At 69.9% G+C, this 19,901-nt stretch carries 21 protein-coding genes; 14 read left to right on the top strand and 7 right to left on the bottom strand.

The annotated features are described in order from the left end of the window. Nucleotides 1–1,119: a transaldolase gene (gene tal / locus QOL88_RS09120; RefSeq protein ID WP_097215948.1), complete on the bottom strand. Its 1,119-nt coding sequence runs from the start codon at nucleotides 1,117–1,119 to the stop codon at nucleotides 1–3. A 34-nt stretch (nucleotides 1,120–1,153) separates the two neighbouring features. Continuing rightward, nucleotides 1,154–3,241 (bottom strand): transketolase, encoded by a 2,088-nt coding sequence (gene tkt / locus QOL88_RS09115; protein ID WP_097215947.1) that lies wholly within the window; start codon nucleotides 3,239–3,241, stop codon nucleotides 1,154–1,156. Nucleotides 3,242–3,624: 383 nt separating this feature from the next. On the opposite strand from tkt, the gene QOL88_RS09110 reads away from it, so the two are divergent. From QOL88_RS09110 to QOL88_RS09100, 3 genes are all read left to right on the top strand, one after another. Then, entirely contained in the window at nucleotides 3,625–4,542 is a 918-nt protein-coding gene (locus QOL88_RS09110; RefSeq protein WP_179878811.1) for a heme o synthase, read from the top strand. 66 nt (nucleotides 4,543–4,608) lie between these two features. After that, a complete protein-coding gene (locus tag QOL88_RS09105) occupies nucleotides 4,609–4,941 on the top strand; it encodes a hypothetical protein (protein WP_097215946.1) in 333 nt (110 codons plus the stop codon). A 172-nt stretch (nucleotides 4,942–5,113) separates the two neighbouring features. Then, on the top strand, nucleotides 5,114–6,220 hold the full coding sequence (locus QOL88_RS09100; protein WP_097215945.1) for an amidohydrolase family protein: 1,107 nt from the start codon (nucleotides 5,114–5,116) through the stop codon (nucleotides 6,218–6,220). Here the strand turns inward: QOL88_RS09100 and QOL88_RS09095 are convergent. From QOL88_RS09095 to QOL88_RS09080, 4 genes are read right to left on the bottom strand one after another with little or no spacing between them, the layout of a single operon-like run. Then, a complete protein-coding gene (locus QOL88_RS09095; RefSeq protein WP_097215944.1) occupies nucleotides 6,217–7,224 on the bottom strand; it encodes a COX15/CtaA family protein in 1,008 nt (335 codons plus the stop codon). The two genes, QOL88_RS09100 and QOL88_RS09095, sit on opposite strands and share 4 nt — an antisense overlap. 54 nt (nucleotides 7,225–7,278) lie before the next feature. Further along, nucleotides 7,279–8,049 carry an ABC transporter permease gene (locus QOL88_RS09090; protein ID WP_097215943.1) on the bottom strand — a complete coding sequence of 257 codons (771 nt, stop codon included), beginning with the start codon at nucleotides 8,047–8,049 and terminating at the stop codon, nucleotides 7,279–7,281. Beyond that, entirely contained in the window at nucleotides 8,046–8,969 is a 924-nt protein-coding gene (locus QOL88_RS09085) for an ABC transporter ATP-binding protein (protein WP_097215942.1), read from the bottom strand. Before QOL88_RS09085 ends, QOL88_RS09090 begins: the two co-directional genes overlap by 4 nt. Nucleotides 8,970–9,018: 49 nt before the next feature. Next, on the bottom strand, nucleotides 9,019–9,813 hold the full coding sequence (locus QOL88_RS09080) for an AAC(3) family N-acetyltransferase (RefSeq protein WP_283445882.1): 795 nt from the start codon (nucleotides 9,811–9,813) through the stop codon (nucleotides 9,019–9,021). 161 nt (nucleotides 9,814–9,974) lie between these two features. Here QOL88_RS09080 and QOL88_RS09075 point away from each other — a divergent pair, with 161 nt between their 5' ends. The 8 genes from QOL88_RS09075 to QOL88_RS09040 are packed head-to-tail and all read left to right on the top strand — an operon-like array spanning nucleotide 9,975 to nucleotide 16,529. Next, a complete protein-coding gene (locus QOL88_RS09075) occupies nucleotides 9,975–10,697 on the top strand; it encodes a helix-turn-helix transcriptional regulator (RefSeq protein ID WP_097215941.1) in 723 nt (240 codons plus the stop codon). After that, nucleotides 10,694–12,115: a Fe-S cluster assembly protein SufB gene (sufB, locus tag QOL88_RS09070; protein ID WP_097215940.1), complete on the top strand. Its 1,422-nt coding sequence runs from the start codon at nucleotides 10,694–10,696 to the stop codon at nucleotides 12,113–12,115. Before QOL88_RS09075 ends, sufB begins: the two co-directional genes overlap by 4 nt. Before the next feature lie 54 nt (nucleotides 12,116–12,169). Continuing rightward, complete coding sequence (sufD, locus tag QOL88_RS09065) at nucleotides 12,170–13,354, top strand: Fe-S cluster assembly protein SufD (RefSeq protein ID WP_097215939.1); 1,185 nt, start codon at nucleotides 12,170–12,172, stop codon at nucleotides 13,352–13,354. Next, nucleotides 13,351–13,668, top strand: coding sequence for a non-heme iron oxygenase ferredoxin subunit (locus QOL88_RS09060; RefSeq protein ID WP_097215938.1), 318 nt, complete (start codon nucleotides 13,351–13,353; stop codon nucleotides 13,666–13,668). Before sufD ends, QOL88_RS09060 begins: the two co-directional genes overlap by 4 nt. A 7-nt stretch (nucleotides 13,669–13,675) precedes the next feature. Then, the gene (gene sufC, locus QOL88_RS09055; RefSeq protein ID WP_097215937.1) at nucleotides 13,676–14,461 is read left to right on the top strand and encodes a Fe-S cluster assembly ATPase SufC; all 786 of its coding nucleotides are present in this window, start codon (nucleotides 13,676–13,678) and stop codon (nucleotides 14,459–14,461) included. Then, the gene (locus tag QOL88_RS09050; protein WP_097215936.1) at nucleotides 14,458–15,714 is read left to right on the top strand and encodes a cysteine desulfurase; all 1,257 of its coding nucleotides are present in this window, start codon (nucleotides 14,458–14,460) and stop codon (nucleotides 15,712–15,714) included. Before sufC ends, QOL88_RS09050 begins: the two co-directional genes overlap by 4 nt. Nucleotides 15,715–15,729: 15 nt before the next feature. Next, nucleotides 15,730–16,200 carry a Fe-S cluster assembly sulfur transfer protein SufU gene (sufU, locus tag QOL88_RS09045; protein WP_097215935.1) on the top strand — a complete coding sequence of 157 codons (471 nt, stop codon included), beginning with the start codon at nucleotides 15,730–15,732 and terminating at the stop codon, nucleotides 16,198–16,200. Beyond that, complete coding sequence (locus QOL88_RS09040) at nucleotides 16,197–16,529, top strand: metal-sulfur cluster assembly factor (protein WP_028809645.1); 333 nt, start codon at nucleotides 16,197–16,199, stop codon at nucleotides 16,527–16,529. The genes sufU and QOL88_RS09040 overlap by 4 nt, the downstream gene beginning before the upstream one ends. A 59-nt stretch (nucleotides 16,530–16,588) precedes the next feature. Here QOL88_RS09040 and QOL88_RS09035 read toward each other — a convergent pair whose 3' ends face one another. Beyond that, a complete protein-coding gene (locus QOL88_RS09035; protein ID WP_373559339.1) occupies nucleotides 16,589–17,269 on the bottom strand; it encodes an AbfB domain-containing protein in 681 nt (226 codons plus the stop codon). Between the two features lie 332 nt (nucleotides 17,270–17,601). Between QOL88_RS09035 and QOL88_RS09030 the strand changes: the two genes are divergently transcribed. From QOL88_RS09030 to dapD, 3 genes are all read left to right on the top strand, one after another. Further along, nucleotides 17,602–17,922 (top strand): DMT family transporter, encoded by a 321-nt coding sequence (locus QOL88_RS09030; RefSeq protein ID WP_097215933.1) that lies wholly within the window; start codon nucleotides 17,602–17,604, stop codon nucleotides 17,920–17,922. Beyond that, nucleotides 17,922–18,470 (top strand): TetR/AcrR family transcriptional regulator, encoded by a 549-nt coding sequence (locus QOL88_RS09025; RefSeq protein ID WP_097215932.1) that lies wholly within the window; start codon nucleotides 17,922–17,924, stop codon nucleotides 18,468–18,470. Before QOL88_RS09030 ends, QOL88_RS09025 begins: the two co-directional genes overlap by 1 nt. Before the next feature lie 360 nt (nucleotides 18,471–18,830). After that, nucleotides 18,831–19,820, top strand: a complete 990-nt coding sequence (dapD, locus tag QOL88_RS09020; protein ID WP_097215931.1) for a 2,3,4,5-tetrahydropyridine-2,6-dicarboxylate N-succinyltransferase — start codon at nucleotides 18,831–18,833, stop codon at nucleotides 19,818–19,820. The last annotated feature ends 81 nt before the right edge of the window (nucleotides 19,821–19,901 follow it).

The raw sequence follows: 19,901 nt of genomic DNA, 5'->3' as shown, positions 1-19,901 counted from the left end.
TCAGCCCTCCGAGGGGGCGAGGCGCTTGAGCTCGGCCTCGGTCGACTTCAGCAGGTCGGTCCAGGACGCCTCGAACTTCTCGACGCCCTCCTCCTCCAGCAGCCGGACCACGTCGTCGTACTTGATCCCGAGCTTCTCGACCGCGTCGAGGTCGGCGCGGGCCTGCTCGTACGTGCCGGCGACGGCGTTGCCGCGGATCTCGCCCTGCTCCTCCGTGGCGAACAGGGTCGCCTCCGGCATGGTGTTCACCGTGTTCGGAGCCACCAGCTCGTCGACGTACAGGGTGGCCTTGTACGCCTTGTCCTTGACGCCGGTGGACGCCCACAGCGGACGCTGCTTGTTGGCGCCCGCCTTCTCCAGGGCGCTCCAGCGGTCCGAGGAGAAGACCTCCTCGTACGCCTGGTAGGCCAGCCGGGCGTTGGCGACGCCGGCCTTGCCGCGCGCGGCCTTGGCCTCGTCGGTGCCCAGCGCGTCGATCCGCTTGTCGATCTCGGTGTCCACGCGGGACACGAAGAACGACGCCACGGAGTGGATCTGCGACAGGTCCAGGCCGCGCTCCTTGGCCTTCTCCAGGCCCTCCAGGAACGCGTCCATGACCAGGCGGTAGCGCTCCAGCGAGAAGATCAGCGTGACGTTGACGCTGATGCCCAGGCCGATGGTCTCGGCGATGGCCGGGATGCCCGCCTCGGTCGCCGGGATCTTGATCAGCGTGTTGGGCCGGTCCACCAGCCAGGCGAGCTGCTTGGCCTCGGCGACCGTCGCCCGCGTGTTGTGCGCCAGGCGCGGGTCGACCTCGATCGAGACCCGGCCGTCCTTGCCGCCGGTGGCGTCGAAGACCGGGCGCAGGATGTCGGCGGCGTCACGGACGTCCGCCGTCGTGATCATGCGGATGGCCTCTTCGACGGTGACCTTGCGGGCGGCGAGGTCGGTCAGCTGGGTGTCGTAGCCGTCGCCCTGCGAGATCGCCTTCTGGAAGATCGACGGGTTGGTGGTGACGCCCACGACGTGCTGCTGGTCGATCAGCTCGGCGAGGTTGCCGGACGTGATCCGCTTGCGCGACAGGTCGTCCAGCCAGATCGCCACGCCTTCCTCGGAGAGGCGCTTGAGTGCGTCTGTCATGGAAATTCCATCTCCTACGTGTCGTGTATAAGCGTCAGCGCTGAGCTGCGGCGATCGATTCCCGCGCGGCGGCGGCCACGTTCTCGGGAGTGAAGCCGAACTCGCGGAAAAGGACCTTGCCGTCGGCCGAAGCACCGAAGTGCTCCAGGGAAACGATGCGGCCGGCGTCCCCCACGTACTTGTGCCACGTGAGACCGATACCGGCCTCCACCGCGACACGGGCCCGGACGGACGGCGGCAGGACGCTGTCCCGGTACCCCTGGTCCTGCTGCTCGAACCACTCCACCGACGGCATGGACACCACGCGCGTGGGCACGCCGGCGCCCTGGAGCTGCTCGCGCGCCTCGACGGCGACGTGCACCTCGGAGCCGGTGGCGATGAGGATCACCTCGGCGTCACCGCCCTCGGCCTCGAACAGGACGTAACCGCCCTTGGCCGCGTCCTCGTTGGGCTCGTACGTCGGAACGCCCTGACGCGTCAGCGCCAGACCGTGCGGCTGCCCCTTGCCGAACTCCTTCGTCCAGCGCCCCAGGATCTCGCGCCAGGCGATGGCGGTCTCGTTGGCGTCGGCCGGACGCACGACGTTCAGGCCCGGGATCGCGCGCAGCGCGGCCAGGTGCTCGACCGGCTGGTGCGTCGGGCCGTCCTCGCCCAGACCGATGGAGTCGTGCGTCCACACGTACGTCACCGGAAGGTGCATCAGCGCCGACAGCCGCACCGCGTTGCGCATGTAGTCGGAGAACACCAGGAAGGTGCCGCCGTAGATGCGGGTGTTGCCGTGCAGCGCGATGCCGTTCATCTCGGCGGCCATCGCGTGCTCGCGGATACCGAAGTGGATCGTGCGGCCGTACGGGTCCGCCTCCGGCAGCGGGTTGTCCGCCGGGAGGAAGGAGCTGGTCTTGTCGATCGTGGTGTTGTTGGAGCCGGCCAGGTCGGCCGAGCCGCCCCACAGTTCCGGGATGACCCCGCCGAGGGCCTGCAGCACCTTGCCGGAGGCGGCACGCGTGGCCACGCCCTTGCCGACCTCGAAGACCGGGATCTTCTCCTCCCAGCCGGTGGGCAGCTCACCCTTGGCGATCCGGTCGTACTCCGCGGCGCGCTCGGGGTTGTTGTCCCGCCACTGCTGGTACGCCTTGTCCCACACCGCGCGGGCCGCCTGGCCCCGCTCCAGCGCCTTGCGGGTGTGCGTGATGACCTCGTCGGAGACCTCGAAGGACTGCTCCGGGTCGAAGCCCAGGACGCGCTTGGTCGCCGCGACCTCGTCGTCGCCGAGCGCCGAGCCGTGTGCGGCCTCGGTGTTCTGCGCGTTCGGGGCCGGCCAGGCGATGATCGAGCGCATCGCGATGAACGACGGCCGGTCCGTGACGGCCTTGGCCTTCTGGATCGCCTCGAAGATCGCGGCCGGGTCCAGGTCGCCGTCGGCCTTCGGCTCCACGCGCTGCACGTGCCAGCCGTAGGCCTCGTACCGCTTCGCCGTGTCCTCGGAGACGGCCGTCTCGGTGTCGCCCTCGATCGAGATGTGGTTGTCGTCCCACAGCAGGATCAGGTTGCCGAGCTTCTGGTGGCCCGCGAGGGACGAGGCCTCGGAGGAAATGCCCTCCTGGAGGCAGCCGTCACCGGCGATGCAGTAGATGAAGTGGTCGAACGGCGACTCGCCCTCGGCGGCCTCCGGGTCGAACAGGCCGCGCTCGTAGCGGGCGGCCATCGCCATGCCCACCGCGTTGGCGACACCCTGGCCGAGCGGCCCGGTCGTCGTCTCCACACCGGTCGTGTGCCCGTACTCGGGGTGGCCGGGGGTCTTCGAGCCCCAGGTGCGGAAGGACTTCAGGTCGTCCAGCTCCAGGCCGAAGCCGGCCAGGTACAGCTGGGTGTAGAGGGTCAGGGACGAGTGGCCGGCGGACAGCACGAAGCGGTCCCGCCCGACCCAGTCGGCGTCCGCCGGGTCGTGCCGCATCACCTTCTGGAAGAGGGTGTAGGCGGCAGGCGCCAGGCTCATCGCCGTACCCGGATGGCCGTTACCGACCTTCTGTACGGCATCGGCGGCCAGGACACGCGCGGTGTCGACGGACCGCTGGTCCAACTCGGTCCACTCGAGGTCTGTGGTGGTCGGCTTGGTGCTCACCCTGAGTCAGGGCTCCTCTCCACATGTCGGATGCCGGTGTATCGGGGCGCCCACCGGCCGCAGTCGAGCCTACCCCCGTGGGACGTGCGTTTTTTCGAGTCACTCCAGAGTGCCGGGACGGATCCCGATCCGCTTCCTGACTGGGCCGTAGCGCAGTCGACAGGTGAATACGGAGCCGCTCATCCGGGTGCTCAATCGAGCTTCGGCGCGCCCTTCGGAAGGTGTCCGCCAACACGACCGGACCCCCGCGAATGTCCGAGTCTGGGCAACGTCTAAAGTGGCGTGGTACGCGCGAGCCTTTACCGGGACTTCACAGGGGTGAGGCTTGCTGGGATGTCTCTGTAGGGGTGTGCGTGACGGCCGTTGAATCCCGTCCAGCGGGGATGACCGGGACGGACCAGAGCCCGGCCCACCGGCCGCTCGGGGCCCGTGTCATGGCATTCGTGGCTCTCACCAAGCCGCGGATCATCGAACTGCTGCTGATCACGACGGTGCCGGTGATGTTCCTGGCGCAGCAGGGCGTGCCCGACCTGACGCTGGTGCTGCTGACGTGCCTCGGCGGCTACCTGTCCGCGGGTGGCGCCAACGCGCTCAACATGTACATCGACCGCGACATCGACGCGCTGATGGACCGCACCTCGCAGCGCCCGCTGGTCACCGGCATGGTCAGCCCGCGCGAGTGCCTGGCCTTCGGCATCACCCTGGCCATCACGTCCACCCTGCTCTTCGGCCTCACGGTGAACTGGCTGAGCGCCTGGCTCGCCCTCGGCGCGCTCCTCTTCTACGTGGTCGTCTACACGATGATCCTCAAGCGCCGTACCTCGCAGAACATCGTGTGGGGCGGCATCGCCGGCTGCCTGCCGGTGCTGATCGGCTGGTCCTCGGTCACGAACTCGATGTCGTGGGCGCCGGTCATCCTCTTCATGGTCATGTTCTTCTGGACGCCGCCGCACTACTGGCCGCTGTCCATGAAGGTCAAGGAGGACTACGCGCGCGTCGGGGTGCCCATGCTGCCGGTGGTCGCCTCCAACAAGGTGGTCGCCAAGCAGATCGTGATCTACAGCTGGGTCATGGTCGCCGTCTCGCTCCTGCTGACCCCGCTCGGCTACACCGGCTGGTTCTACACCTCGGTCGCGCTGCTCGCGGGCGGCTTCTGGCTCTGGGAGGCGCACGGCCTTCAGAACCGCGCGAAGGCGGAGGTGACGGGCGCGAAGCTGAAGGAGATGCGCCTGTTCCACTGGTCGATCACCTACGTCTCGCTGCTGTTCGTGGCGGTCGCGGTCGACCCGTTCCTGCGCTGACGCACCGACGTACGTCACAGGCCCCTGCCCTCGCCAGTCGATCTACTCGTGAGTAGCATCCTGGCCATGGCAGACACGCAGCAGGTTGACCCGAAGGCCGAGCGCAAGGTGGCCCGGCTGGCCCAGCAGATCTCCTCCTTCTCCAAGGCCCACGGCGGCGCCGAGGGCCAGGTCGCCTACCTCGGCGAGCGCGGCGCCCGCATCGTCCTGGTCGGCGAGGACGGCAACTGGGGCGACCTGGTCGCACCCTCCCACGAGATCGCCGTGCAGGCCGTGGAGAAGTCGGGCATCACGACCCACGAGTCCTTCGACGGCGAGTTCGCGGCGAAGGTGAAGACGGGCCGCTACGAGTGGTCGCGGATGGCCGGGATCCAGGTGGGCGGCCCCAAGAACGACTGACCTCAAGGGGTGCGGGGCTGCGTCGATGTGCGGCTCCGCCGCGTGGGCGCGACCAGCCACACACCTCCCGCGGCCGCCAGAACACCCGCACCCCCCCATGGGGGCCGCGACCTCGAACCCGGTTCACCCGTTAGGACCCTTGAGAGCAACAAGGTCCAACCGGGAGGCCCGGATGATCGAAACTCCGTCACTGGTGGACCAGTACTGCCACGGAGTGCTCCGCACAGAGCTGGGCCTCGGCACCTTCGAGGCCCAGCTCAGCCGCACCGAGGGCCCACCCGCTCCTGGCACCACCCTGTTCGACACCCAGACCGGCTTCGCCGTGCGGCGCTGGTGCCCACCCCTGCTCGGCCTGGAACCGCACTGCACGCCCGCCCGCTACCTGGGCCGACGCCGGGAACTGGGCGTCCTTGAATCCGGCCGTCGGCTCCTGCGCGGCAGCGGCATCACCACGTACCTGGTCGACACCGGACTCCCCGGCGATCTGACGGAACCCGGTGAGCTGGCCTCCGCCGGAGCCGCCGAGGCCCGCGAGATCGTGCGTCTGGAACTCCTCGCCGAGCAGGTCGCCGACACCTCCGGGACCGTCGAGTCCTTCCTCGCCAACCTCGCCGAGTCGGTGCACGCGGCCGCCGCCGACGCCGTCGCCTTCACCTCGGTCGCGGGCGTACGGCACGGTCTCGCGCTCGCACCGGAGCCGCCCGGGCCGGGGGAGGTGCGCGGGGCGGCCGGCCGCTGGCTCGCCGGGCGCGGGGTCGGCGGGGAGCTGAGCGACCCGGTGCTGCTGCGGCATCTGCTGTGGAGCGCCGTCGCCTCCGGCCTGCCGCTCCAGCTGCACGCGGGGCTGGGCGCGCCGGGGCTGCGGATCGACCGTACGGACCCGGTGCTGCTGACGGACTTCGTGCGGGCCACGGCCGGCCTGGGCACGGACCTCGTGCTGCTGCACGGCTACCCGTACCACCGGCACGCCGCCCATCTCGCCGGTGTCTTCCCGCACGTCCACGTCGACTGCGGCGCCGCCCTGGTCCGCACGGGCGCCCGGGCCGCGACCGTCCTCGCGGAGATCCTGGAGCTGGCCCCGTTCGGCAAGATCCTCTTCTCCACCGGGGCTCAGGGCCTGCCCGAACTGCACGTGGTGGGCGCCCGCCTGTTCCGCGAGGCCCTCGGCCGCGTGCTCGGCACCTGGGTGGCCGAGGGTGCCTGGTCGCTCGCCGACGCGCAGCGGGTGGCGGCCATGCTGGCGTCGGGGAACGCGCGACGGGTGTACGGGCTCGACTAGGCCTTGGTCAGGGTGGCCTCGGCGGTGGGACCGGGCAGGTCCACAGCGGCCTCCGGCCGCTCGCGCAGCGACAGCACCACCCGCAGCACCCAGATCCACATCACGGCCGAACCGAGCATGTGCAGGCCGACCAGCACCTCGGGCAGGTCCGTGAAGTACTGGACGTAGCCGATGACGCCCTGCGCGAGCAGGATCAGGAACAGCTCGCGGGTGCGGTTCAGCGGGTTCCTGGGCGCGTCGACCGCCTTGAGGACGAACCACAGGGCGAACGTCAGCGTCACCACGATCCACGCCAGCACGGCGTGCAGCTTGCTCACCGTCTCCCAGTCGACCGGCATCCGCTCGACCTCGCTGGAGTCGCCCGCGTGCGGGCCCGCGCCGGTGACGACCGTGCCGACCAGGATGAGCAGGACGGCCGCCGCGACCAGGAACCACACCAGTTGCTGCACGGCCTTTCCGACCAGCGGGCGCGGTGCCGCGTCACCCTCCCGGGTGCGCTGCCACATCACCGTGGCCACCGCGATGAGCGCGGACGTCGCCACGAAGTGCGCCGCGACCGTGTACGGGTTGAGGCCGACCAGCACCACGATGCCGCCGAGCACCGCGTTGCTCATGACGATCCAGAACTGCGCCCAGCCCAGCCGGACCAGAGCGCGCCGGTACGGCTTCTGCGACCGCGCGGCGATGATCGCCCAGCCGACCGCGGCGCACAGCACGTACGTCAGCATGCGGTTGCCGAACTCGATGGCGCCGTGGAAGCCCATCGCGCTGGTCGCGGTGAGCGAGTCGTCGGTGCACTTGGGCCAGGTCGGGCAGCCCAGGCCCGAGCCGGTCAGCCGCACCGCGCCACCGGTGACGACGATGATCACCGACATCAGCAGCGCGGTGAGGGCCGCGCGCCGGACCGTCCGGGGTTCGGGGGTCCAGCGCTCGGCGATGAAGGCGAGCGGGTTGCGCAGGGCGGCGGTGGCGTCGGCGCGGGTCACGTTTGGCACGCGAACCATCGTAGGCCGCCGCTTGTGCACGCTTTCACGAGGGTCGGTCACAGAACACCTCGCCTACTCCCAGCGGAAGAACTTCCCGGCCGCCGCCAGCCCCACGACCGCCCAGACGGCCAGGATCCCGAGGTCGCCCCAGGGCATCCCGGCGCCGTGCTGGAGCACGTCCCGCAGCCCGTCGGACAGGGCCGCGATCGGCAGCAGACCCAGCACGTCCTGCGCGCCGGCGGGGAACTTGTCCAGCGGCACGACGACCCCGCCGCCGACGAGCAGCAGCAGGAACACCAGGTTGGCCGCGGCCAGCGTCGCCTCGGCCTTCAGCGTCCCGGCCATCAGCAGGCCCAGGCCCGAGAAGGCCGCCGTGCCGAGGACCAGGAGCAGCAGGACCGCGACCGGATTGCCCTGCGGCGACCAGCCGAGGGCGAAGGCGATCACCGTCAGCAGGATCACCTGGAGGATCTCGGTGACCAGGACGGACAGCGTCTTCGCCGTCATCAGGCCCCAGCGGGGCAGGGGCGAGGACGCGAGCCGCTTCAGCACGCCGTAGCGGCGCTCGAAGCCGGTGGCGATGGCCTGGCCGGTGAACGCCGTCGACATCACCGCGAGGGCGAGGATGCCGGGCGCGAGGAAGTCGACCGCCTCGCCGGCGCCGGTGTCGACGATGTCCACGGTGCTGAAGAGCACCAGGAGCAGGGTCGGGATGACGACGGTCAGCAGCAGCTGCTCGCCGTTGCGCAGCAGCATCTTCGTCTCGAGCGCGGCCTGGGCCGCGATCATGCGGGGGAGCGGGGCCGCGCCGGGCCTCGGCGTGTACATCCCGGTGGCGGTCATGAGCGCAGCTCCTTGCCGGTGAGCTCCAAGAAGACGTCCTCGAGGGTGTGGCGCTCGACCGAGATCCTCTCCGGCATCACGCCGTGCTGGGCGCACCAGGAGGTGACCGTGGCGAGCAGTTGCGGGTCGACCTTGCCGACGACCCGGTAGGAACCCGGCGTCAGCTCGGCGGCCGAGCAGTCGGCGGGCAGGGCCTTCAGCAGCGAGCCCACGTCGAGGCCGGGCCGGCCCGTGAAGCGGAGCGTGTTCTCGGCGCCGCCCCGGCACAGCTCCTCCGGGGAGCCGTGGGCGATGACCCGGCCGGCGTCGATGATCGCGACGTCGTCGGCGAGCTGCTCGGCCTCGTCCATGTAGTGGGTGGTGAGGATCACCGAGACACCGTCCGCGCGCAGGTCCCGGACGAGGTCCCAGGTGGCGTGGCGGGCCTGGGGGTCGAGCCCGGCGGTGGGCTCGTCGAGGAAGACCAGTTCCGGTCGCCCGACCACGGCCATGGCCAGGGCGAGCCGCTGCTGCTGCCCGCCGGACAGCCGCCGGTACGTCGTACGGCCGCAGGAGCCGAGCCCCAGTCGCTCGATCAGCGCGTCCACGTCCAGCGGATGCGCGTGCAGCCTGGCGACGTGGCGGAGCATCTCGTCGGCCCGGGAGCCCGAGTAGACGCCGCCGGACTGGAGCATCACGCCGATGCGGGGCCGCAGGGCGGCGGACTGTCTCACCGGGTCGAGGCCCAGGACGCGCACCGTGCCGGAATCCGGCTTCCGGTACCCCTCGCAGGTCTCGACCGTGGTCGTCTTGCCCGCCCCGTTGGGGCCGAGTACGGCGGTCACGCCCGCCCGGGCCACCAGGTCGAGCCCGTCCACCGCGGTCTTCGTGCCGTACCGCTTCACCAGGGCCTGGACCTGGACCACGGGCTCACTTCGCATGGGTCCAGAGTCTAGGTAGGCGCGCGGCGGTCCGGACCGGGGGGTGCGGCTACTCCTCGTCGCGCGGCCGGTGCACCGCGAGCCACCGTCCGGCGTAGTCCACCGCGTCCTTCACCGGGAACAGCCGCGCCTCGGCGGCCCCGACCTTGCCGCGCACGACGGGACGGTCCCGTTCGAAGTCGTAGCCCAGCTCGTCGAAACGGTCCGAGCTGATCGACACCTCGGTCACGGTCTCCCAGCCTTCCGGACCCGGGCGGCCCACGGCGACGGTCGGAGACGGGATCCGGTACTCGGCCAGGTGGAAGCTCGTACAGGAGGCGTAGCCGGCGCCGAGCAGCAGCACCCGGGCGCCCATCGCCTCCAGCTTCGCCAGGGGGCTCCGCTCACCGAGCCGGCAGTCGGGTGCGTGTCCCTCGAGCACTTCCGCCGCGCGCGGGCCGAGCGCCGCGAACGAGGTCTGCGGGTGCGCGCTGCGCAGGGCGCCGGGCCAGGTCCGCACCGTCTCCGGGACGACGCCGACCCCGCGGGAGGGCGTGGTCAGCGGGTCGTAGGCGGGCATGGTGGCGCGGATGGCCGTCCACCATTCGGGGGGCACGGGCGGGTTGCTCCACAGGGCCGGGTCGGACAGGTCGCCGGTCTGGGTGGGGACCACGAGCGTGCCCTCGGGGCCGAGTGCGTCGAGCAATCCCCGTACCACAGCCACAGTGCCGCCGTTGACCCATCCGAGGGCGCTGAGCGAGGAGTGCACGAGAAGGGTCTCGCCGGGCTGTACACCGAGGTCGCCGAGCTGCGTCCGGAGCGTCTCGCGGGTGACAAGAGGGCCGGTCGGAGGGGGTGTGGGCATGGTTCCGGAGTGTCCCCGATGCGGCTGCCGGATGCCACCCGTTTGATCGATCAGAGATCGTTTCCGCAGGTCAGATTAGGTTCACCTAAGTGACGCAGGGCACCGTGGTGTGCGGCACACGCGGCTTGCCCGGTCCGGAAGAATTACGCAACAATGGCGTTGTGAAAAACGTCGGCGAGGCATCCCACGAGGAGCTGGTGACCGGGGAGCGGTCCACCCGCAACCGGGTCGCCCGGTCCATCCTGGACCACGGCCCCTCGACCGTCGCCGAGCTCGCCGAGCGGCTGGGCCTCACCCAGGCGGCCGTGCGCCGGCACCTCGACGCCCTCACGGGCGACGGTGTCGTGGAGGCGCGCGAGCAGCGGGTGTACGGCGCGCGGACCCGCGGCCGGCCGGCCAAGGCGTTCGCCCTGACGGACTGCGGCCGGGACGCCTTCGACCAGTCGTACGACACGCTCGCGGCGGACGCCCTGCGCTGGATCGCCGACCGCGAGGGCGGCAACGAGGCGATCGCCGCCTTCGCCCGCGCCAGGATCGCCGCACAGGCGGGCGCCTACCGCCGGGCGGTCGAGGGCGTACCGCCCGAGAAGCGGGCCGAAGCGCTGGCCAAGGCTCTGAGTGCCGACGGGTACGCTGCTACGGCGCGCAACGCGCCCCACCCCCAGAAGGGTGAGCAGCTCTGTCAGCACCACTGCCCGGTCGCCCACGTCGCCGAGCAGTTCCCGCAACTGTGCGAGGCGGAGACGGAATTCTTCGCCGAGCTGCTCGGTACGCACGTACAGCGGCTCGCCACCATCGCGCACGGCGACGGTGTCTGCACGACGTTCATCCCCAAGATTTCCCACAACGCATCTGCAAGCACGGCCGGGAGGAACCCCGCATGACTCTCCCCACGGAGACTGCCCACCCCGAGCTCGAGGGCCTGGGCAAGTACGAGTACGGCTGGGCCGACTCCGACACGGCCGGCGCCTCTGCCAAGCGCGGCATCAACGAGGACGTCGTCCGGGACATCTCCTCCAAGAAGAGCGAGCCGGAGTGGATGACCAAGCTCCGGCTCAAGGGCCTGCGCCTGTTCGAGAAGAAGCCCATGCCGAACTGGGGCTCGGACCTGTCGGGCATCGACTTCGACAACATCAAGTACTTCGTGCGCTCCACGGAGAAGCAGGCGGAGTCCTGGGAGGACCTGCCCGAGGACATCAAGGCCACGTACGACAAGCTCGGCATCCCCGAGGCGGAGAAGCAGCGCCTCGTCGCCGGTGTCGCCGCGCAGTACGAGTCCGAGGTCGTCTACCACCAGATCCGTGAGGACCTGGAGGAGCAGGGCGTCATCTTCCTCGACACCGACACCGCGCTGAAGGAGCACCCGGAGCTCTTCAAGGAGTACTTCGGGACCGTCATCCCCGTCGGCGACAACAAGTTCGCGTCGCTGAACTCCGCCGTGTGGTCGGGCGGCTCCTTCATCTACGTGCCGCCGGGCGTCCACGTGGAGATTCCGCTCCAGGCCTACTTCCGCATCAACACGGAGAACATGGGCCAGTTCGAGCGGACCCTGATCATCGTCGACGAGGGTGCCTACGTGCACTACGTCGAGGGCTGCACCGCCCCGATCTACAAGTCGGACTCGCTGCACTCCGCGGTCGTCGAGATCATCGTCAAGAAGAACGCCCGCTGCCGCTACACGACCATCCAGAACTGGTCGAACAACGTCTACAACCTGGTCACCAAGCGCGCCGTCGCCTACGAGGGCGCGACCATGGAGTGGATCGACGGCAACATCGGCTCCAAGGTGACGATGAAGTACCCGGCCGTCTACCTGATGGGCGAGCACGCCAAGGGCGAGACCCTGTCCATCGCCTTCGCCGGCGAGGGCCAGCACCAGGACGCCGGCTCCAAGATGGTCCACATGGCGCCGAACACGTCCTCCAACATCGTCTCGAAGTCCGTGGCGCGTGGTGGCGGCCGTACGTCCTACCGCGGCCTCGTCGAGATCGGCGAGGGCGCCCACGGCTCCAAGTCGAACGTGCTCTGCGACGCGCTGCTCGTCGACACCATCTCCCGCTCGGACACCTACCCCTACGTGGACGTCCGCGAGGACGACGTGTCCATGGGCCACGAGGCGACCGTCTCCAAGGTCTCCGAGGACCAGCTCTTCTACCTGATGAGCCGCGGCCTGAGCGAGTTCGAAGCCATGGCGATGATCGTGCGCGGCTTCGTCGAGCCCATCGCCAAGGAGCTCCCCATGGAGTACGCGCTGGAGCTCAACCGGCTGATCGAGCTGCAGATGGAAGGCGCGGTCGGCTGACCCGCCCCCTCGACAGCAGACGTCCTACCCAGGAAAGAGAGCACTACGACAGCCATGGCTGAGGCCCAGAACATCCCCGTGGGATCCACCACCGCGGGCTCGATCGCGGTCGCCGCGGAGTCGACCGTCGCCACGCGCATGAGCGCGCCCCCCTCCTTCGACGTGGCGGACTTCCCCGTCCCGCACGGCCGTGAGGAGGAGTGGCGGTTCACCCCGCTGGAGCGCCTGCGCGGCCTGCACGACGGCACCGCCGTCGCCACCGGCAACGGCGTCAAGGTCGAGGTCCAGGCCCCCGAGGGCGTCACCGTCGAGGCCGTCGGCCGTGACGACGCGCGCCTCGGCAAGGCCGGCACCCCGGTGGACCGCGTCGCCGCCCAGGCCTACTCGGCGTTCGAGAAGGCCGGTGTCGTGACCGTCCCCAAGGAGACCGTCCTCACCGAGCCCATCCGCATCGCGGTGCACGGCGAGGGCGGCACCGCCTTCGGCCACCAGGTGATCGAGCTGGGCGCCTTCGCCGAAGCGGTCGTGGTCATCGACCACACCGGTGACGCGGTGCTCGCCGCCAACGTCGACTACCTCCTGGGCGACGGCGCCAAGCTCACCGTCGTCTCCGTCCAGGACTGGGACGACAAGGCCGTCCACGTCGCCCAGCACAACGCGCTCGTCGGCCGCGACGCCTCCTTCAAGTCGGTCGTCGTCACCTTCGGCGGCGACCTCGTCCGACTGCACCCCCGCGTGCAGTACGCCGGCCCCGGCGCCGAGGCCGAGCTGTTCGGCCTGTACTTCACCGACCAGGGCCAGCACCAGGAGCATCGCCTCCTGGTCGACCACAACGTCCCGCACTGCAAGTCGCACGTCGTCTACAAGGGCGCGCTCCAGGGCGAGGACGCGCACGCGGTGTGGATCGGCGACGTGCTCATCGAGGCCAAGGCCGAGGGCACCGACACGTACGAGATGAACCGCAACCTGGTCCTCACGGACGGGGCGCGGGTGGACTCCGTACCGAACCTCGAGATCGAGACCGGGGAGATCGTCGGCGCCGGCCACGCCTCGACGACCGGCCGCTTCGACGACGAGCAGCTCTTCTACCTCATGGCCCGCGGCATCCCGGAGTACGAGGCCCGCCGTCTGGTGGTCCGCGGCTTCTTCGCCGAACTCGTCCAGCAGATCGGCCTCCCCGACATCGAGGAGCGCCTGATCGCCCGGATCGAGGAGGAGCTGGAGGCGGCGGTCGCATGACCTTCGTACGCGTCTGTGGACTGGGCGAGCTGGAGGAGGACACCCCCAAACGGGTGGAACTCGACGGCACGCCCCTGTCCATCGTGCAGACCGAGGGCGAGGTGTTCGCGATCCACGACATCTGCTCGCACGCGAACGTCTCCCTGTCGGAGGGCGAGGTCGACGACTGCCACATCGAGTGCTGGCTGCACGGCTCGCGTTTCGACCTCCGTTCCGGCAAGCCCGACGCCCTTCCGGCGACGCGCCCCGTCCCCGTATACCCCGTACAGATCGATGGGGACGACGTGCTCGTCTCCCTCACCCAGGAGTCCTGAGGCACCCATGGCAACGCTTGAAATCCGAGACCTGCACGTCACCGTCGAGGTCGAGAACGGTACGAAGGAAATCCTCAAGGGTGTCGACCTCACCGTGAAGCAGGGCGAGACGCACGCCATCATGGGCCCCAACGGCTCCGGCAAGTCGACTCTCGCCTACTCCCTCGCGGGTCACCCGAAGTACACGATCACCGGCGGCACCGTCACCCTCGACGGCGAGGACGTCCTGGAGATGTCCGTCGACGAGCGCGCCCGCGCCGGCCTGTTCCTCGCCATGCAGTACCCGGTCGAGGTCCCGGGCGTCTCCGTGTCGAACTTCCTGCGCACCTCCGCCACTGCCGTCCGCGGCGAGGCCCCCAAGCTGCGCACCTGGGTGAAGGAGGTCAAGGAGGCCATGGAGCGCCTCAACATCGACCCGTCCTTCGCCGAGCGCAACGTCAACGAGGGCTTCTCCGGCGGTGAGAAGAAGCGCCACGAGATCCTCCAGCTCGAACTGCTCAAGCCGAAGGTCGCGGTCCTCGACGAGACCGACTCCGGCCTGGACGTCGACGCGCTGCGTGTCGTGTCGGAGGGCGTGAACCGGGTCCGCGAGACGGGCGAGGTCGGCACCCTGCTGATCACGCACTACACGCGCATCCTCCGCTACATCAAGCCCGACCACGTGCACGTCTTCTCCGGCGGCCGGATCGTCGAATCCGGCGGCGCCGAGCTCGCCGACAAGCTGGAGAACGAGGGCTACGAGGCCTACGCGAAGCACGACGGAGCCGACACGAAGGGTGGCGCATCCGCGTGACATTGCTGCCGGGCCTCCTCGACACAGAGGCGATCCGCAAGGACTTCCCCATCCTGGACCGCCAGGTCCACGAAGGCCGGAAGCTCGTGTACCTGGACAACGCGGCGACCAGCCAGAAGCCGCGCCAGGTGCTGGACGCCCTGAGCGAGTACTACGAGCGCTACAACGCCAACGTCCACCGCGGTGTGCATGTGCTCGCCGAGGAGGCCACGGCGCTGTACGAAGGTGCGCGCGACAAGGTCGCGGAGTTCATCAACGCACCCAGCCGTGACGAGGTGATCTTCACCAAGAACGCCTCGGAGTCGCTCAACCTCGTGGCGAACATGCTGGGCTGGGCCGACGAGCCCTACCGCGTGGACTCCGAGACCGAGATCGTCATCACGGAGATGGAGCACCACTCCAACATCGTGCCGTGGCAGCTGCTCGCGCAGCGCACGGGCGCGAAGCTGAAGTGGTTCGGCCTGACCGACGACGGCCGCCTCGACCTGTCGAACATCGACGAGGTCATCACGGAGAAGACGAAGATCGTCTCCTTCGTGCTGGTCTCCAACATCCTCGGCACGCAGAACCCGGTCGAGGCGATCGTGCGCCGCGCCCAGGAGGTCGGTGCGCTGGTGTGCATCGACGCCTCCCAGGCCGCGCCGCACATGCCGCTGGACGTACAGGCCCTTCAGGCCGACTTCGTGGCCTTCACCGGCCACAAGATGTGCGGCCCGACCGGCATCGGTGTCCTCTGGGGCCGCCAGGAGCTGCTGGAGGACCTGCCTCCGTTCCTCGGCGGCGGCGAGATGATCGAGACGGTGTCGATGCACTCCTCGACCTACGCCCCGGCGCCCCACAAGTTCGAGGCGGGCACGCCCCCGATCGCCCAGGCGGTCGGACTCGGCGCGGCGATCGACTACCTCAACTCGATCGGCATGGACAAGGTCCTCGCCCACGAGCACGCACTCACCGAGTACGCGGTGAAGCGGTTCGCGGAGGTCCCCGACCTGCGCATCATCGGCCCGACCACGGCCGAGGACCGCGGCGCGGCCATCAGCTTCACCCTCGGGGACATCCACCCGCACGACGTGGGCCAGGTCCTCGACGAGCAGGGCATCGCGGTCCGGGTCGGCCACCACTGCGCACGGCCGGTCTGCCTCCGCTACGGAATTCCTGCGACCACGCGAGCGTCGTTCTATCTGTACTCCACGCCGGCCGAGATCGACGCACTGGTCGACGGCTTGGAGCACGTACGGAACTTCTTCGGCTGAGGGGCGTGCTGAACGGTGAAACTGGACTCCATGTACCAGGAAGTCATCCTGGACCACTACAAGAACCCGCACGGGCGGGGCTTGCGGGATGGCGACGCCGAGGTGCACCACGTCAACCCGACGTGCGGTGACGAGATCACGCTGCGCGTGAAGTACGAGGGCACCACGATCGAGGACGTCTCGTACGAGGGCCAGGGCTGTTCGATCAGCCAGGCGAGCGCGTCCGTACTGAACGACCTCCTCGTCGGCAAGGACCTCTCCGACGCGCGGAAGATCCAGGAGACCTTCCTGGAGCTGATGCAGTCCAAGGGGAAGCTCGAACCCGACGACGCGATGGAGGAGATCCTGGAGGACGCGGTCGCGTTCGCCGGGGTGTCCAAGTACCCGGCCCGGGTGAAGTGCGCCCTGCTGAGCTGGATGGCCTGGAAGGACGCGACGGCCCAGGTACTGGGCGGAGCCGACGCCGAGAAGGAGACGACGGCATGAGCGAGACCGTTGAGATGAAGCCGGCCTCTGAGGAAGAGGTCCGTGAGGCGCTGTACGACGTGGTCGACCCCGAGCTGGGCATCGACGTCGTCAACCTCGGCCTGATCTACGGCATCCACATCGACGACGCGAACATCGCGACGCTCGACATGACCCTGACGTCGGCGGCCTGCCCGCTGACGGACGTCATCGAGGACCAGGCGAAGTCCGCCACGGACGGCCTCGTGAGCGAGCTGCGGATCAACTGGGTCTGGATGCCCCCGTGGGGCCCCGACAAGATCACGGACGACGGACGCGAGCAGCTGCGGGCTCTCGGCTTCAACGTCTGAGATCCACCGACCCACGTGAGGGCGGCACCCGGACCGGGTGCCGCCCTCACGCATTGCGCTCAGTCCAGCCCGGCCACCATCTGGAACGACGAGTCCGAGCGGTACTGCTGGCTGTTCTCGTAGGGGTCCAGGCGGAGCTGGAAGTTACGGTGGCGCAGGAAGCGGCCCGGGTAGTTGACCGACTCCAGCGAGAGCGTGCCGGACGCGAACCAGTAGCGGGGGCAGAACGTGGCGTCCTCGCGGAAGAGGGACGAGCCGTCGTTCGTGTTCGCGACCAGGACGAAGCTGCGGTGGCGCAGATAGCGGCCGTCCGCGGTGGTGAAGGAGTAGCAGGAGGAGTCGGCGAGGCCCGCGACGCGCCTGAAGGTGGCGTCCTCACGCTGCTCGGAGCCCGATCCGATCTGGTCCAGACGCACGTAGCCGTCGCGCACCCGCCAGTAGCGGTCGGGGAAGTTGACCGCGCGTATGGATATGCCGTGCGTGGACGGGGGCTTCGGCTGCTTCGAGGGGGGCGGGGACGTCTTCGGCGGCTTCGGGGCCTTCTCCCCGGGCTTCGGACTCGCGGAGGCGCTCGAAGCGCTGGTGCTGGGGGTGGGGGACGGCTCGGCACGGTCCGCGCCTGGTTTCTCGGTGCCGTCCTTGGAGGGGGTCGCGAAGGAGATCAGGCCTCCCGGTGCCGAACTGCTCAGGGTGGTCGGCACCGCCGCCCGGGATTCCGGCTCATTGGACTCGCTGTCCATCACGGCGATGGCCGTGACGCACGCGGTGATCGTGGCGAGGGCCAGCGTGCCCGCCAGCCAGAGCCGTCGCGTCCCCGGCGCCCGGGTGGTGTCCGGAGCCCAGCCGCTCTCCCAGGGGCGGTCCTGTGGTGGCCGGGACTTGTCTTCTGACATGCGCTGTTCCTCCAGCGGGGCACCCTTGACGGCGGCGCAGTAGTGGTGGCCCGGGGTGTGATCGGTGACACCGTAGTGGACACGTGGGGCGCCTGTGACTGGTTTTGGGAGAGCGGTTTCCCTCCGATATCCACATCGCGTTGTGTACGGGTGTACATCCGCTCTGTACGCTTGTACATATGGGATATCTGCTGCTGGCCGGGGCCATAGCCGCCGAAGTCGGTGCGACCACCGCAATGAAGTACAGCGACGGCTTCAGCAGGTTCGGACCGTCGCTGCTCACGGTTTTCGGCTACGTCGTCTCCTTCGCGCTGCTCGCGCAGACCCTGAAGACCGTCTCGGTCGGCACGGCCTACGCCATCTGGGCCGGAGTCGGCACCGCAGCCATCGCCACGATCGGGATCGCGTTCATGGGCGAGGGCATGACCGGCGCCAAGGCCGCCGGCATCGCGCTGATCATCGTCGGGGTCGTGGTGCTGAACCTGGGCGGAGCCCACTGATGGCCCGGCGTCACGACCCCGAGCGGCGCCAGCGGATCATCGACGCGGCGATCCGGGTCGTCGGAGCGAAGGGGATCGCCGGGCTGAGTCACCGCAGTGCGGCCGCCGAGGCCGATGTGCCGCTCGGCTCGACGACGTACCACTTCAAAACCCTCGACGAGCTGCTGGTCGCCGCGCTGCGGCAGGCCAACGAGGGCTTCGCCAAGGTGGTCGCCTCGCGCGGCGGCCTGGAGGACCCGGGCACCGATCTGGCGGCCGAACTCGCCGCGTGGATGGGGGAGTGGCTCGCGGGCGACCGGACGGGGGTGGAGCTGGAGTACGAGCTGTACCTCGCCGCGCTGCGTCGGCCCGCCCTGCGGCCCGTCGCCGCCGAGTGGGCCGAGGGCGTCGCCGAGCTGCTGTCCCGGCACACGGATCCGGTGACCGCGCGGGCACTGGTGGCGGTCGTCGACGGCATCTGTCTGCAGGTGCTGCTGACGGGGGTGCCGTATGACGAGGCGTACGCGCGGGGGGTGCTGGGGCGGGTGCTTGCGGGGGCGGGCGGGTGAGGGCGAGGTGCGGGGTGCGTCCGGGTGTTCCGGGGGGTGAGCGTCAGCCCGGTGGGTGTCCGTGGGCGGGGCGCACACGGGTCGGGTTGGGGCGGGGGCCGAGGGGTGAGGCGTGCCTGGGCGGGGCCCGTACGGGCGGGTGTTCGTGAGTGAGTCGTTCCCTGGGGGCCAGAGCGCGGGGGCATCCGCAGGGGGCGTTTCCAGGCGGGACCAGTCCGGCTGGGGCGTCCGTGAGCGAGGCGCCCCCGGGTGGGTGTACGTGCTGTTGAGGGGGTCTTCGCCGGTGCGGATACCGCCCGTCCCGTGAGACGCCCCCACACCGGTTCGCGTCCATCGGCGTCCGCCGGTTAGGTTGCCCTCATGACCGACACGACTGCTCCTCGCACCACCGGCGCGGTGGCCGCCGGCCTCGCCACGATCGCCGCCGACGGCACCGTTCTCGACACCTGGTTCCCCGCGCCCGAGCTGGCCGACCAGCCCGGCCCGTCCGGCACCGAGCGGCTGTCCGCCGAGCGTGCCGCGGAGCTGCTCGGCGGTGGCGCGACCGCGGCGATCGGCCCGGACGCCCGCCGGGGCGTCGAGGTGGTCGCGGTCCGCTCGGTCATCGCCTCGCTCGACGAGAAGCCGGTCGACGCGCACGACGTCTACCTGCGTCTGCACCTGCTCTCCCACCGTCTGGTCAAGCCGCACGGCCTGAGCCTGGAGGGCCAGTTCGGCTTCCTCGCCAACGTCGCCTGGACCTCGCTCGGCCCGGTCGCCGTCGACGACCTCGAGAAGGTGCGGCTGAACGCCCGCGCCGAGGGTCTGCACCTCCAGGTGACCTCCGTCGACAAGTTCCCGCGCATGACGGACTACGTGGCCCCCAAGGGCGTCCGGATCGCCGACGCCGACCGGGTCCGCCTCGGCGCGCACCTCGCCGAGGGCACCACCGTCATGCACGAGGGCTTCGTCAACTTCAACGCCGGCACGCTCGGCACGTCGATGGTCGAGGGCCGTATCTCCGCCGGCGTCGTGATCGGCGACGGTTCGGACATCGGCGGCGGCGCCTCCACCATGGGCACCCTGTCCGGCGGCGGCAACGTCATCATCTCCGTCGGCGAGCGTTGCCTGATCGGCGCCGAGGCGGGCGTGGGCATCGCGCTCGGCGACGAGTGCGTCATCGAGGCCGGCCTCTACGTCACCGCCGGCACCCGCGTCACCATGCCCGACGGGCAGATCGTCAAGGCCCGCGACCTCTCCGGCGCCTCCAACATCCTCTTCCGCCGCAACTCGGTCACCGGCACGGTCGAGGCCCGGCCGAACAACGCGGTGTGGGGCGGCCTGAACGAGATCCTCCACAGCCACAACTGACGGCCCCGGGCCTTCCCGTACGGATGACCCGGCGTGACCTCACGATGGTTTTGGCAGATGAACGGGTGGACGCAGTGTCCG

It is taken from the genome of Streptomyces sp. Ag82_O1-12, assembly GCF_900182715.1.
GTDB lineage: Bacteria > Actinomycetota > Actinomycetes > Streptomycetales > Streptomycetaceae > Streptomyces > Streptomyces massasporeus.
The sequence above is the reverse complement of the archived record's forward strand: the minus strand, read 5'-3'. Positions and strand labels throughout refer to the sequence as shown.